Source organism: Pseudomonas fluorescens group sp. PF-69, from assembly GCF_054481235.1.
Genome location: NZ_JBTMNC010000001.1, coordinates 2,154,832 through 2,167,115, shown reverse-complemented (window position 1 = coordinate 2,167,115; position 12,284 = coordinate 2,154,832). Strand labels below are relative to the sequence as shown.

Annotated in this window: 15 protein-coding genes; 11 read left to right on the top strand and 4 right to left on the bottom strand. The window is 56.4% G+C overall.

Annotated features, from left to right (window positions below):
• Nucleotides 1-74 precede the first annotated feature (74 nt).
• The 9 genes from ACX3YF_RS09925 (at nucleotide 75) to ACX3YF_RS09885 (ending at nucleotide 5,514) form a co-directional block, all read left to right on the top strand.
• Complete coding sequence (locus ACX3YF_RS09925) at nucleotides 75-365, top strand: hypothetical protein (RefSeq protein WP_458973695.1); 291 nt, start codon at nucleotides 75-77, stop codon at nucleotides 363-365.
• 355 nt (nucleotides 366-720) lie between these two features.
• The gene (locus tag ACX3YF_RS09920; RefSeq protein ID WP_458973694.1) at nucleotides 721-1,059 is read left to right on the top strand and encodes a hypothetical protein; all 339 of its coding nucleotides are present in this window, start codon (nucleotides 721-723) and stop codon (nucleotides 1,057-1,059) included.
• 561 nt (nucleotides 1,060-1,620) lie between these two features.
• Entirely contained in the window at nucleotides 1,621-2,109 is a 489-nt protein-coding gene (locus ACX3YF_RS09915; RefSeq protein WP_458973693.1) for a hypothetical protein, read from the top strand.
• Nucleotides 2,110-2,454 carry a hypothetical protein gene (locus ACX3YF_RS09910; RefSeq protein ID WP_458973692.1) on the top strand — a complete coding sequence of 115 codons (345 nt, stop codon included), beginning with the start codon at nucleotides 2,110-2,112 and terminating at the stop codon, nucleotides 2,452-2,454.
• Entirely contained in the window at nucleotides 2,451-3,395 is a 945-nt protein-coding gene (locus ACX3YF_RS09905) for a hypothetical protein (RefSeq protein ID WP_458973691.1), read from the top strand. Before ACX3YF_RS09910 ends, ACX3YF_RS09905 begins: the two co-directional genes overlap by 4 nt.
• Before the next feature lie 442 nt (nucleotides 3,396-3,837).
• Entirely contained in the window at nucleotides 3,838-4,281 is a 444-nt protein-coding gene (locus ACX3YF_RS09900) for a hypothetical protein (RefSeq protein WP_458973690.1), read from the top strand.
• A complete protein-coding gene (locus ACX3YF_RS09895; RefSeq protein WP_458973689.1) occupies nucleotides 4,281-4,460 on the top strand; it encodes a hypothetical protein in 180 nt (59 codons plus the stop codon). The genes ACX3YF_RS09900 and ACX3YF_RS09895 overlap by 1 nt, the downstream gene beginning before the upstream one ends.
• A 1-nt stretch (nucleotide 4,461) precedes the next feature.
• On the top strand, nucleotides 4,462-5,151 hold the full coding sequence (locus ACX3YF_RS09890) for a hypothetical protein (protein WP_458973688.1): 690 nt from the start codon (nucleotides 4,462-4,464) through the stop codon (nucleotides 5,149-5,151).
• A gap of 15 nt (nucleotides 5,152-5,166) precedes the next feature.
• Nucleotides 5,167-5,514, top strand: coding sequence for a hypothetical protein (locus ACX3YF_RS09885; RefSeq protein WP_458973687.1), 348 nt, complete (start codon nucleotides 5,167-5,169; stop codon nucleotides 5,512-5,514).
• On the opposite strand, the gene ACX3YF_RS09880 is transcribed toward ACX3YF_RS09885, so the two are convergent.
• Both ACX3YF_RS09880 and ACX3YF_RS09875 read right to left on the bottom strand, forming a co-directional pair.
• Nucleotides 5,507-5,695 carry a hypothetical protein gene (locus ACX3YF_RS09880; protein WP_458973686.1) on the bottom strand — a complete coding sequence of 63 codons (189 nt, stop codon included), beginning with the start codon at nucleotides 5,693-5,695 and terminating at the stop codon, nucleotides 5,507-5,509. The genes ACX3YF_RS09885 and ACX3YF_RS09880 overlap by 8 nt on opposite strands.
• 895 nt (nucleotides 5,696-6,590) lie before the next feature.
• Nucleotides 6,591-7,340 carry a DUF2971 domain-containing protein gene (locus tag ACX3YF_RS09875; protein ID WP_458973685.1) on the bottom strand — a complete coding sequence of 250 codons (750 nt, stop codon included), beginning with the start codon at nucleotides 7,338-7,340 and terminating at the stop codon, nucleotides 6,591-6,593.
• Between the two features lie 658 nt (nucleotides 7,341-7,998).
• On the opposite strand from ACX3YF_RS09875, the gene ACX3YF_RS09870 reads away from it, so the two are divergent.
• A complete protein-coding gene (locus ACX3YF_RS09870) occupies nucleotides 7,999-8,307 on the top strand; it encodes a DUF3077 domain-containing protein (protein ID WP_458973684.1) in 309 nt (102 codons plus the stop codon).
• A gap of 120 nt (nucleotides 8,308-8,427) precedes the next feature.
• Here ACX3YF_RS09870 and ACX3YF_RS09865 read toward each other — a convergent pair whose 3' ends face one another.
• Nucleotides 8,428-9,048 (bottom strand): peptidase M41, encoded by a 621-nt coding sequence (locus tag ACX3YF_RS09865; protein WP_130209594.1) that lies wholly within the window; start codon nucleotides 9,046-9,048, stop codon nucleotides 8,428-8,430.
• 113 nt (nucleotides 9,049-9,161) lie between these two features.
• Complete coding sequence (locus ACX3YF_RS09860; RefSeq protein ID WP_130209596.1) at nucleotides 9,162-11,516, bottom strand: glucose/quinate/shikimate family membrane-bound PQQ-dependent dehydrogenase; 2,355 nt, start codon at nucleotides 11,514-11,516, stop codon at nucleotides 9,162-9,164.
• 175 nt (nucleotides 11,517-11,691) lie between these two features.
• Between ACX3YF_RS09860 and ACX3YF_RS09855 the strand changes: the two genes are divergently transcribed.
• Nucleotides 11,692-12,153 (top strand): Lrp/AsnC family transcriptional regulator, encoded by a 462-nt coding sequence (locus tag ACX3YF_RS09855; protein ID WP_007980298.1) that lies wholly within the window; start codon nucleotides 11,692-11,694, stop codon nucleotides 12,151-12,153.
• The last annotated feature ends 131 nt before the right edge of the window (nucleotides 12,154-12,284 follow it).

Sequence of the window (12,284 nt, the reverse complement as noted above, 5' to 3'; positions counted from 1 at the left end):
GGGGTTAATAGAAAAAAGGCCTTAACTTTCTAACAAAGTACCAAAACGGGTTTTTAGGGGACTGGTGAAAGACGATGAAAACCTATCGGCTGGTGCGTGAAAGTCAGGTGCGGTGTATCGACAGCCCGACGCAGGCGGAGGCGATGTTGGCGAGTGACTATCTGTTGGTGAGGCCGAGGGCTCGTGGCAAGGATGCCAAGCGGATGCGCGAGCTGAACAACCACCGCCGAGCCGAAGGCTGGACTACCAGAACCCTTTGGTTCAGCCCTATGGACCTTGCTGCAGTCAGGGCCGCTCTGCTCCCCGGTGAAACCTATGCGGAATTATTTCTCCGACTGGTCAGAAAAAACTCTTTGTTGTTATAAAAACCGTAGCAGTAATGACACAAATAGAAATCCTACGGATTACCACCCCGACAACGACGACAGCGGTGATGGCGCTAAAAAACATCGTAAACGGATAGTGAATCCATGTGTCATGTCCAACTGGCGCGGCTTCCAAGCCCGCGAGGTACGTATTTTAGGTACGTCAGGGTACGGAATATGGCCAAACGGTGTCGAAGTAGCTCCGAGGTATTGGTGAAGGTATGAAGCAGCAAACGAAGCTCAAAACGATCCTCGATAGTTGGTTCGGTCCGTATTTCGACACTCGTCCCTGGAAGCCGTGTAGCAAGACTGCTCACAACGGATATCGTCAGCGTCAGATGCAGGGGTTTCGGACATGAACTTCCTCGATACCACGGCCGGCTCCACGTACGCGGTCAACGTCGCGATCCAGCGTTTCATGCCACCGGCCGAGGCTGCGACGGTGCTGGCAATCCTAGACGCCTACCGGGCTGCACCAACTGCGGCCAAGGTCGCCAGAGCACAGCGTGCTCGCGAAGCCAAGGCAGCACGCAAGCGCGCCGCTGTCAGCGCTGGTGTTGAGCGCTATCGGCCGCAGTTGGTGTCGTGGACTGGAACGCCTACAGCTCGCGCCAAGTGGCTGGCGAAGCTGTTAGGGCCAGACGCCCCGCACTGGCGGTATGTTTACGACCATTTAAAAACAATGCAAATCTAACTTTACATCAGCACTGTATCTAAGTTTCAGCCGGTACAACAATCACGCAAAGCGTTATAAATACTCCAACATCAAACAAGTTGGAGTAACCCAAGTGTCTAGATCAGACGTAGCCGTCGATAGCCCACGAATCCCCTACACGCTCTCGTCTAAGGACGTGAAGTTACGTGAGTCAGCCGGTAACGAATTTCGAATCATTTACCCGGCCAATACCGCACCCGAACGTTTAATGGAATCAAGTTTTTACTCAACAGTGGCTCATTTATTTCAGCCCTACGACGAACTAATTCTTATCGACACTGGACGGACTACTTATAGCCGCTACTTGGTTTTACAGGCCGGCCATGGTTACTGTGAAGTACACAAACTCTACTCTTCCCAGTTGCCAGCCTTGATGTCGGCAGTGGGCGAACGCTTGCCATCTAATCATAAGATTGTGTGGACCGGGCCAGAGACTGGCTGGAGCGCAATCCGGAACAGTGATGGGATTGTTATCGTAAGCCTCGCCAAGTCTCAAGAGGCCTGTTTGCAAGAACTGTTGAATCACGCGAGCCTGACAAAATGAGCAATCCCATCATTAATCGGGCGTTGCAAGAAGCGGCCATTCAATTCATAAGCTATCGTGGACCACTTACCACGATGGCAACTTTCGTCGCCCACGCTATTGGTGTCGCGGCGCCCGACATGGAGACGTTAACCCACTACATGCGCAAGGAGGAAACCCACATCGAGCTTCTAACGTACGATGTTGGTTTGTGGCGTAACACTGTCGGCGACTGGAGTTTAGTTTCGCTGGCTACGCCTCCTACTCTGGACGCGATGCGTTATCGGCTCGCTCACTTCCCACCGTCAAATACCTGTTGCAGATGGTGCGGACAAGATGCCAGACGCCTCGCCCATATTGAACTTATCCCCGAAAAAGATATTCGCGGCGAGCCCGTTCATAACTCCATGCTGCACAAATACTGCGCCAAACCTTGGCTCGCAATGCGCAATCAAGTTGCCAGAGCCGATGCGGCTCCAACCAAGGCAAAGGAGTCTTTAATTTAAATGGACATTTTATCGGCGTTACTTGCAGCTGTACAACTTATGCCCAACGCCGCGCACATCACCCAACATATCGTGAGAAATAAAACCATGTCCATTTCGCAAAAAATTATTGGCGCCTTGTACCAAATTACCAACACGGAACGCTTCGGCTTTTACGTCGCCGAAGAACCGGTGCTGATTGAACGTATCTTGGAAGTCGCTGAACTTCCCATGACCGGTGAAAGTGCCGCCGAAGTTAAATCACACCTCACTGGTGTCACGCCAGCGCTTAACAGGGTCGGTATCGAAGTTACCAACCCCCGCGATGGTTATCTGACCGTATGGGGTCCGGGGGTTAAAAAATGAGCAACGAAATCGACACACTGGCCGCTGGGGAGCTTCAGCCCTACTCCGGCGATGTTCGCCCGTTCGCGCCTGAGCTGGGCAACAGTTGGGGCCGAACCGACCTCGACGAATACCAGCAGGCACCGCAAAACCGGGGCCCCGCCTTTTTCGGTACGGCCCTGCCGACTGGAACGACACAGCAACAGGCTGACGCGATGCTGGGCCAGTTGGGCGCCGCGTTCATGAATGACTTCGCCCAGTTGGGATATCCCTCCAACTATGTGCAAGCCACCATCAGCTTTATGCAGGCGAACGCCAACAAAAAACCCTATCAGGTAACACCGCGCCATAACTTACGCCTACCCAAAGAAGCGGATGATTGGTTAGGCCATGCATTTGCTAACGCCATCAGCGAACAGTCAGGTTCACCGCGTGCCAAACAGCAGTTTGTCACCGCCGCCATAACTTGGCTGGCCAAAGTAACAGCCAAATTAAAATCGCAGACTGAGGGGTCTGTGACATTGCCAAGGACGGCCCCTAATTCTTCGCAAGCAGCACTAAGTCAGCTTTCTGATTCTGACTACTCCAAGGTCGTCGCGATCAACGACAAGGCGCAACTGCAAACGTTAAACACCTTGTCCGCCAAACATGGCCAATACACCGCACAAAATATGATCGCGCTGGCCCAAGCACACTTGGAAAAGTTAACCCCAGCAGAGCGTGCGCACTTCGACCAGTTCACCACGGGTTGGGTGCACATGATGAATTGCGTGGAAACCATCGAGTTCTTGTATAGCGCTAGTATCGGACGTGCTTCCATGCCTCAAGATGGCGCGAGCATCGCAAAAGAACTGGCTGAATTCGACCGCATGTTGCGAGTGCCCAGCGAAAGAGCCCGTTATATGAAAGATCCGCAGCTTCAAGCAAGATACAGGACCTTGCTCGACATGCGAGGGAGTTAACATGAAAGCAACTAAAGCCAAACGCATTGATCAAAAACATAAGCAAAGCCTGAAGCGCGAAAAGCGCCAACAAGTTAAACCTGTGAAGGAGTAAACATTATGGCTTATTCATCGACTAACCCAGTTCGTAAAATATTGGACTTTGGGTTCGCGTCAGGTGGTTCAATTTACACTTACGAAAGCACCCATATCCACTCCGCCATCGAGGCAGCAAACTTCTTTGCCGGCTGTGGGGTCGGCTCTCCGGGTAACGCCTCCGTGGGCATGCGGGTCGGGGATCTATTGGTCGCTTGTTGCGTTGCTACATCCGGCACGTCGGCTTGTACGATGCACCGTATTACTTCCATAAGTACATCCACGGGTTGGGGCGGCGGCCTGCACGCGAGTGTTTCGGTGGGGTCTACATAATCACTGAAACTTCAAAATCTGAGGAGGCCAAATTATGAACCCCAAGTTAGCTATATTACAGCGCCGAATGAACTTGCAGCCCGAGCAAGCACCTGTACCAGAAAGTGGCCATGGCCTTGGTGTAGCGATTGAACAGCTGATCGCGGATGAAGTTTCGCGCCGGGTCGGTGAAGCCATGCAGCAGTCACCAAAAGTGCAGCGGCTGCTTGATGATTTTAATCGGCCGAAGCCAACGACTGATTTTAAACAGTTGCCACCTGTGGCCCGGACTCCAGCACCAAAAGCCATGGAATTGCAGTTCCAGCGTGACGAACTGGGTCGTGTGGCCATGGTGGACGCGGGCTTCATGCAGTGGCGCGTCCAGCGTAATGAAGTCGGCCAGATCGTGCGGATGGTCCCGGCTGACATTGCCCCCATACCACCCGCTATCGAGCCGCCTTATTTGGGCAAGGCCCGACAATATCAGGACGGTGTGTGATGGCCACTGTGACCTTTTCAAAAGACCCGCAGGCTGAGGCCCGCGCTCTCATTTGCGCATTGTCTCTGTACCTGCGCGAGCTGCCGAAGCCTGACCGGGCGTTACCCGCCACGGTGGAACTCAAGCACGATGACGCGGGGAAGCTGCAATCCATGACCGTCGACCTGCTGGACGAATGACATGGCCAGAGGACGCCCACCGGGGTCACCCAAAATCCCAGGCAGTGGCCGGGTAGCCGGCAAATCACTGGATAAGCAGGCGAGGCAGCTCGTTAGTGCCGACCTTGCAGGCTCGATACTGGCTACTTTTGAGATGCTGGGCGGCACCGCCGCAATGGTGGAGTGGGCCCACGACAACAAGAGCATCTTTTACACACAGATTTTGAGCCGCCTTATGCCAGCTCCCCAAAAGGACGACGACTCGACCATAAACAATTACACACAGATAAATAATTTGTCCGACAGAGACGCGGCGGTCAGAGTTGCTTTTGCATTATCAACGGCCTTGTACGGTGATCCCTCGGTTACTGTCGAGCATGACGCCCCGCTGGTCGAGCGCGTGCCGGAGGAGCCGCCCCAGCGAATGTATCAGGGTGTGCCTTGGAGGGCACCCGCCGATGCACCCGGCATGCTTCCGCCAGAGCCCATGACACCACAGGAAGCCGAGTGGGCGGCCGGCTTGCCGCTGACACCAGCCGAACGAGCCAATCAAAAACTGATCCGGCAAACCAAGGAAGCCAGCATTACGAATTACGCGGGCAGCTCATCCGAGCAAGGCGGAGGTGCAGCGCATAGCCGACCCGTAGAACGTGACCCGCGAGGCGAGCAGAGGGATCGTATTCTGGCGCGTCGTCGCTCTGAGTTGCTGTAACCAAAGGGGAACCTTATGAACGAAAAACACGCAGCCGCTTTGGGTGCCCTTGTGCGCATTGTATCGCTGATGTTGAGCAGCCCCAGCCCGGACATCGGACTGGGGCGCAGGATGAATCTACTTCTGCCTATGGGATTTTGCAGCAGCGAATGTCCCGAGGTGAATGAAGGCGGGATCGAGGCAGGAAGCCTTGCACCAGTCGGCGAATTCCTGCGGGTGGATTGTCACCTCATTGATGAACTCGCCACGCGCTCGGCATTGCTCGTTTTCCTTCGTAGTGCGTTCGAGCCACTTGTCATAGGTTTTGGGAAATTCAGAGTCGTGGCCGATGAGCGTGGCGAAGGAATCATATTCATCAGGTGAGATAATTACGGCAATGCGCGGCAGCATTGTGATCCCCTCGAACGTCAGTGCTTAACAGTTCCAGTTGCACTGGCACCGGCTCTGCCGGGTCCAGCTCAATGATCAGACCAGTCTCTAGGTCGAGGCCCGGTTTGCTGAAGCCCTGAAGGTCTTCCTGGGTAACGACGATGATGGTTGGCATGGCGGGGTACTCCGCACTTAGCAGGTATTTGGCGAACGCCCCTGCAAATGGGAAATCGGCGCATGATTGAGTGTAGCGTACAGGCAGAGACTCGAATCATATTCCAAAACGTACTAAGTCCTTTGGTCTGCTATGAGTAATCAAATTTGAGTAATGGATGACATAGTTGCTAAGCTTCCAGTGCCACCACCAGTTTGGTGGCATCTACTACCTATGAGGTGCATCGTGCATCCCCTACATTTGCAAGGCCAAAAGAATCGTGAAGTCGTGGTCGGTATCGACCTTGATCGGATGCATGCGGCCCGACAAACGCCTTCGTACGAGCTCCCACGTGGTCTATCCTTGGACGAAATGCGCGAGCACATTCTCGCAGTGGCCAAAAAAGCAAAGTAACGCTAGGCCTTCAGCAAGGATGTGAGATTGACGTACTCCGTTCACTTCAACAAGCAGTTCGCTGTCGAATTCGCCAATTACCCGATGCCCCAGCAGAATGCTGTTCTGACTTTCGCTCAGAAATTTCAACTGCATGGCCTCGGGGACTTTACGCGATTTGAAGGTAAAATCTCACCTTCGTGGTCAAATCTTGCATCCACAGATCCGGTGTACATTTACACCGTCCAGAACAGTCTGTGGCATTACCATATAGGTATCCCGGACTACAGGGCAGTACACGGCAAGTACAAAACTAGCGACGTGGTCCTCCATTTCGAGTGGCCTAATCGAGGTTCTCGTATCCATCTGGTTGACACCTACGATCACTTGCGCGCGGACGGCACCTTCTACATCCCACCGCCCAAGTATCTAGAAAAAGACTGACCGCCCACCGTCCCCCCAATGTAACCCCGACCAGAAATGACAAGGGCCGGCATCGCTGAGTCCTTGGCGACCAGCCGCATTAAGCGATAGGCAATTCGGGATCATATCGCTCTGCATGTAGGTCCCAGGTCCGGCGATCTTGGTGGCAAAGGTAGATCTCGTATTTTTGGTGCTTTAAGTGAACTCGTGGTAACTGGAGGTCCCAATCATCTATCAGGGCGGGAAAATATTTAGCGCCTAGGTAGACAGCTTTAATGGCGGAACTAGGGACCACGAAGTCTTGGTGCCGCACTTGCGGCGTGTAGTCAACATGGCGTGCCACCCTGATCTCCTCTTCGTATGACCAATGCAAGGATTTGTAGAGGAACAGTCTTTCAAGCATCAGCCTATCAAGCTGTGCCGTGATTTCGTCGTGGCGAGGGAGATGGTCGTCATCCACGCTAGGCCTGACGGTTGTGTAGATCACATTGCCAGCGCTGGCAGGGATAATGTTTGCCTCTGTGCATTCGAGGCCTGCCTCCTCGGTGTCTATAGCTATCACGCCACCCCTGTGATTCTCGCCATAATGTGCCCACATCAGGGGGTTGAGCGGATTTCGAGTCAGGGAAAGGATGCCTATTCCATTTCTGATCGTGAAAAGCTTGTCGGCATTAGTCGAGCCAGCGGTGTGTATGTTCAGTATGTTCAACCCTTCCACAGCCACCTCTGCTGCTGCTGCGGCTGCGCAGTCAAAGGGGTCGTTAAAGTTGACCGGCTTCGTAAACCTAATCGTTCGTTGGTTCAAGCACGCATCTAACCCTTGCAAGGTCATATATTTGTAAACAAGCATCGCAGCTCCTTTGTTGCTAATTCAGCTATCCATGAGGTACGTCGCAAGGTACGTAACGTACCTCAATAGAACGCATTGCAACTCCACGCAACTACGGCTAACCTTTGAAATAGCACGCTTTGCGCGTAGTTGCGTGGCGTTCTGGTGACTATTTTTAGGACTCATAATCCTTTGGTCCACGGTTCAAGTCCGTGTGGGCCCACCAAACAAGAAAGCCGCGCATTGCGCGGCTTTTTCGTGTCCGGGCGTTTTTATCGCTCAACGGGCAAAGCTCTCGATCGTTATCGCTTGCTGCGTTTAATTTCGTTTACTTAAGGTGTCGCAATATCGGATGACGCCGTAGGACCTTGTAGGCAAACTCCGAATCTTGCGTTTGGGCACTTTGCCGTCTTGTTGCGCTTTTCTTCGACGGGATACTCTCCGGCCGTCGCTGATCATTCAGCGATCGGGTGTGGTAACCCGGAGAAACCAGCGCAACAGCGCCTCCCATCCTGAACACAAGCATTTATGCCTGCGATCTTCAGTTATGGCGGCTGTGCGTGGGACGCCTTCGGGCGTGCCGGTTTCCTTGGTTCCCGGTTTACCACCCTGCGTACAGCTGCCACCCCCTTTCGTGTGGTAACGAAAGTGGCAGCTCCTCAAACCTTGGAGCAGCACCATGACTAAAACAGATTCTTCCGCCACTTCAGAACTGAAAACCGTCGGCTTCACCCCCTTCCTCTACTGCTCGGACCAACCCCTGTTCCATGTCTGTCGCGGCGTCCCCATCGCCGACGCCCTGGCCCAGGCCTCCAATCTGCTGTTCCTCGCCAAGTCTCTGGCTGTCGATGCCGCCTACGCCCAAGACAGCGACCGCCACGCCTGGGCCGCGCACTACCTGACGACGATGAGCAAAGCGGTGATTGATGATGTGGTGAAGGTATTAACGCGACGGCCTGTTCAACCAAGCAGCAACGCAGGCCAGTGAACGGGTAGGAGCGAACCCGCTCGCGAAGACACCACAGGCGACGGTGAATAGCTGGTTTTTCGCGTTTATCGTTTACGACCTTCGCGAGCAAGCTCGCTCCTGCCATGGATTCGCCGCGTTTCAGCGTACCGGCCAACTCCGCTCAAGCCTCTCGCCCGTCAACACCACTTCATACGTATCCGCAGGCCTCCCCCACTGCTCCACTAGAACCATACGATCCACCACCGCAGCGCCCAACCCTGTAATGGTCTCGGCCAAAGCCTCCACCATTTCTTGAGCCCGCAGCCACAAGCGATCATTGATCGCTTTCAGTTCGGTCGCGATGCGGTCAGGTGATGTGAGGCCTGTATCGGGATAGGTGATGTTGCGCAGCAGGTGCCGCAGCTCCCTGATTTTTGCGTCGTCCCGCTCAGCACCGAGCGCCCCGTTGAGGATGGCTGCAGCGTCCGACAGGTCGACGCGTTTTGCGCCGACAGGTGCTGAAGGTAACGTCTGGGCCATCGCGCCTGCGAAAAGCATGATGATCCGGGCTTCCAGATAGGCCCTCATGGCGTCCATCGACGAGATGGGCCGAACCAGATTGATGGTCGCGCCCCCTTTGTGCCGCAAATCCATGGTCACGGTCAGGGTGACGCCACCTGTTTCAAAGCCCAGGGCACGGGCCACGACGTAGTGGCCCATTTCGTGATGGGCGATCTGCAATGCACGATCCCGTACAGCGGCAGGCAGTTTTGTCGTCATGTCCTTCCCCTCGCACTCTCGACTGCATCAATCCTAGCCGATCTCCACAGACGTTCTTTCGCCCAGAAAAAAGCCGCGCAATGGCGCGGCTTTTCCGAGTCAAACGTCAGACCTTATTTGGGCAACGCATACGCAATCACATAGTCCCCACGATCGGTCGACTGACGCGCACCGCCCACCGTCAGCAGGATGTACTGCTTGCCGGTTTTCGGCGAAACATACGTCATCGGCCCGGACTGACTGCCCACTGGCAGACGCGACTTCCAGATCTCATTGCCGTTGCCGGTATCGAAGGCGCGCAGGTAGAAGTCCTGGGTGCCGGCGAAGAACAGCAGGCCGGACTGGGTCGCGAGCGAAGCGCCGAGGGTCGGCATGCCGATCGGGATCGGCAGGTGCATGCGAATGCCCAGCGGGCCGGTGTCTTGCACGGTGCCGACCGGGACTTGCCACATCAGTTTGTGGGTCTTGAGGTCGATGGCGGACATGGTGCCGAACGGTGGTTTCTGGCACGGAATGCCGACCGCCGAAAGGAAGCGTTCGCGCATGGCGCCGAATGGCGTGCCTTCCTGCGGTACCACGCCCATTTCGATGCCGCTGGCCCCGGCGCCGATCTTGGCGCGCGGGATCATGTAGTTGGCCAGGCCCAGGCGCATGTCGTTGACGAACATGTAGTTCGTGTGCGGATCCACCGAGACGCTGCCCCAGTTCATGCCACCCAACGAGCCCGGGAATTGCAGCGCGCGGTCCATACCTGGCGGGGTGTAGACGCCTTCGTGGCGCATGCCCTTGAACTGGATACGGCACATCAACTGGTCGAACGGCGTGGCGCCCCACATGTCGGATTCGGTCAGGGTCTTGTTGCCGATCGAAGGCATGTCCACCGAGAACGGCTGGGTCGGCGAGTAGCGTTCGCCAGGCACATGGCCCTGGGGTACCGGACGTTCTTCAACGCGCGCAATCGGTACGCCGGTTGCGCGGTTGAGCAGGAAAATCTCGCCCTGTTTGGTGACTTGCGCCAGGGCCGGCTGCATACCGCCCTTATCGTCCGGCACGTCGTACAGCAGCGGTTGTGCCGGCAGGTCGAAGTCCCACAGATCGTGGTGAGTGGTCTGGAAGTGCCAGCGCACCTGACCGGTCTTCACGTCGACGGCGACGATGGAGGAGTTCCACTTGTCGTCGAACTCGGTACGCTGGCCGCCGAAGAAGTCCGGGGTGGCGTTGCCGGTTGGCAAGTAGACCAGGCCGAGCTTGGCGTCGTAGGACATGGCCGACCACACGTTCGGCGTGCCACGGGTATACGTCTCACCCGCTGGCGGGCGTTTGGTGGTGTTCGGGTTGCCCGGATCCCACGCCCACACCAGTTCGCCGCTGCGCACGTCGTAGGCACGGACCACGCCTGGCGGTTCGCCGGTGGAATAGTTGTCGGCCACGCGACCACCGACGATCACCACGTCTCCGGCGACCAATGGCGTCGAGGTCTGCTGGTAGTAACCGGGCTTCACTTCACCCATGTCGGTTTTCAGGTCGACCGTGCCTTGGTTGCCGAACTCTTCGCAAGGCTTGCCGGTTTCGGCATTGATGGCGATCAAACGCGCATCGCCGGTCGGCAGGAACAGACGTTTCGTACAGGCCGTTGGCTGAGCACCTGCAGGTGCCGGGGCTTCGGAATAGCCCAGGCCACGGCAACGCTGCCAGTTCGGCGCGGAGCCTTGCGGGTCGAACTTCCAGCGCTGGGCGCCGGTGTCGGCATCCAGGGCGAAGACTTTGCCGTAGGCGGTGCAGGTGTAGACCGTGTCACCGATTTGCAGCGGGGTGTTCTGGTCTTCGGCACCGGCGCCGGTGCTTTGCGGGATATCGCCGGTACGGAAGGTCCAGGCCACCTGCAATTTGTCGATGTTGCCCTTGTTGATCTGGTCCAGCGCGGCAAAGCGGTTGCCGGCGGTGGTGTTGCCCCAGTGCGCCCAGTCTTTCTGCTCGGTGCCCGGCGCGACCGGCGTGATGGCTGGTTCGGTGGTGGCCTTGACCACATGGGTCGGCACAAACATGTAGGCCATGGTGGCGACGACACCGACGGCCAGAATACCGGCCAACCCATAGGCGCCACGCCCTGCGGACGCGCCCGAGGCACGCACCAGCGTCGGATAGATCAGCGCCACGACCAGGCCGATCACGGCAAAGGTCAGCACGCGCGAGACCAGCGGCCAATACTCGAGGCCGGCATCCCACACGGCCCAGATCGCGGTCAGGATCAGCGCCAGACCATACAGCCAGGCGCCTGCCGGTTTACGGCGGGCAATCATCAGGCCGGAGACCAGCATCGCCAGGCCCATCAGCAGGAAATACCCGCTGCCACCGAGTGAAATCAGGTAGCCACCACCCCCCGCCAGGCCGAGCCCGATCAGTGCAATCAGGACACCCAGCCCCGCCAGCAGCCATTTGCTGCCGGCGGCAGCCCCAGAATTATTCATGTCGGAAATTATCCCCATTTGTGACAAGCGCGGAATAATGTACTACCTAGTTACTTATGGCAAATTGTCGCAGGTGAAAATGGCATGAACGGTAGTAAGCCTAGATCAAGCATCCGCTCCATGAGATGTGGCGGTAACATGCGTGCCCATTGCTCGGTCCCGTTGGAGACAACCTTTGCCTGACACTCGCCCGCCCGTTCTTGATGAAATCGACCGCCAGCTGATCGCGGCCCTGCAGATCAACGCCCGCGAAAGCGTGGCCATGCTTGCCCGGCAACTGGGCATCGCACGCACCACGGTTACCTCGCGTTTGGCACGCCTGGAAAAAGCCAAAGTGATTACCGGTTATGGCGTTCGCCTGGGTCAGCGTGTGGTCGACGGCGGATTGCAGGCGTACGTGGGGATTACCGTGCAGCCGCGCTCCGGCAAAGAAGTGCTGCGACGCCTGAGTGCGATGGCGCAGGTGCAGCAGTTGTGTGCCGTAAGTGGCGAATTTGATTATGTGGCGTGGCTGCGGACCGATTCGCCGGAGCAACTGGACCAATTGCTGGATCAGATCGGCAGTGTCGATGGGGTGGAGAAGACCACGACCTCGATCATCTTGAGCAGCAAGATTGATCGGGGGCAACCGGTTTGAGGTTCCGCCCGTCGTTACTCGTTGTCTGATCGGGCCTCTTCGCAGGCAAGCTCGCTCCCACAGTGGACAGTGTGCGCAGCACCATCGTCATATTGATCATTAATATGGCAAAACGACGACACTTTGCGTCT

Coding starts and splice junctions, on each gene's coding strand:
- ACX3YF_RS09880 (WP_458973686.1), bottom strand. CDS start 5,695: ATGCCAACCATCATCGTCGTTACCCAGGAAGACCTTCAGGGCTTCAGC.
- ACX3YF_RS09890 (WP_458973688.1), top strand. CDS start 4,462: ATGGCCAGAGGACGCCCACCGGGGTCACCCAAAATCCCAGGCAGTGGC.
- ACX3YF_RS09925 (WP_458973695.1), top strand. CDS start 75: ATGAAAACCTATCGGCTGGTGCGTGAAAGTCAGGTGCGGTGTATCGAC.
- ACX3YF_RS09885 (WP_458973687.1), top strand. CDS start 5,167: ATGAACGAAAAACACGCAGCCGCTTTGGGTGCCCTTGTGCGCATTGTA.
- ACX3YF_RS09905 (WP_458973691.1), top strand. CDS start 2,451: ATGAGCAACGAAATCGACACACTGGCCGCTGGGGAGCTTCAGCCCTAC.
- ACX3YF_RS09860 (WP_130209596.1), bottom strand. CDS start 11,516: ATGAATAATTCTGGGGCTGCCGCCGGCAGCAAATGGCTGCTGGCGGGG.
- ACX3YF_RS09910 (WP_458973692.1), top strand. CDS start 2,110: ATGGACATTTTATCGGCGTTACTTGCAGCTGTACAACTTATGCCCAAC.
- ACX3YF_RS09870 (WP_458973684.1), top strand. CDS start 7,999: ATGACTAAAACAGATTCTTCCGCCACTTCAGAACTGAAAACCGTCGGC.
- ACX3YF_RS09915 (WP_458973693.1), top strand. CDS start 1,621: ATGAGCAATCCCATCATTAATCGGGCGTTGCAAGAAGCGGCCATTCAA.
- ACX3YF_RS09920 (WP_458973694.1), top strand. CDS start 721: ATGAACTTCCTCGATACCACGGCCGGCTCCACGTACGCGGTCAACGTC.
- ACX3YF_RS09865 (WP_130209594.1), bottom strand. CDS start 9,048: ATGACGACAAAACTGCCTGCCGCTGTACGGGATCGTGCATTGCAGATC.
- ACX3YF_RS09895 (WP_458973689.1), top strand. CDS start 4,281: ATGGCCACTGTGACCTTTTCAAAAGACCCGCAGGCTGAGGCCCGCGCT.
- ACX3YF_RS09900 (WP_458973690.1), top strand. CDS start 3,838: ATGAACCCCAAGTTAGCTATATTACAGCGCCGAATGAACTTGCAGCCC.
- ACX3YF_RS09875 (WP_458973685.1), bottom strand. CDS start 7,340: ATGCTTGTTTACAAATATATGACCTTGCAAGGGTTAGATGCGTGCTTG.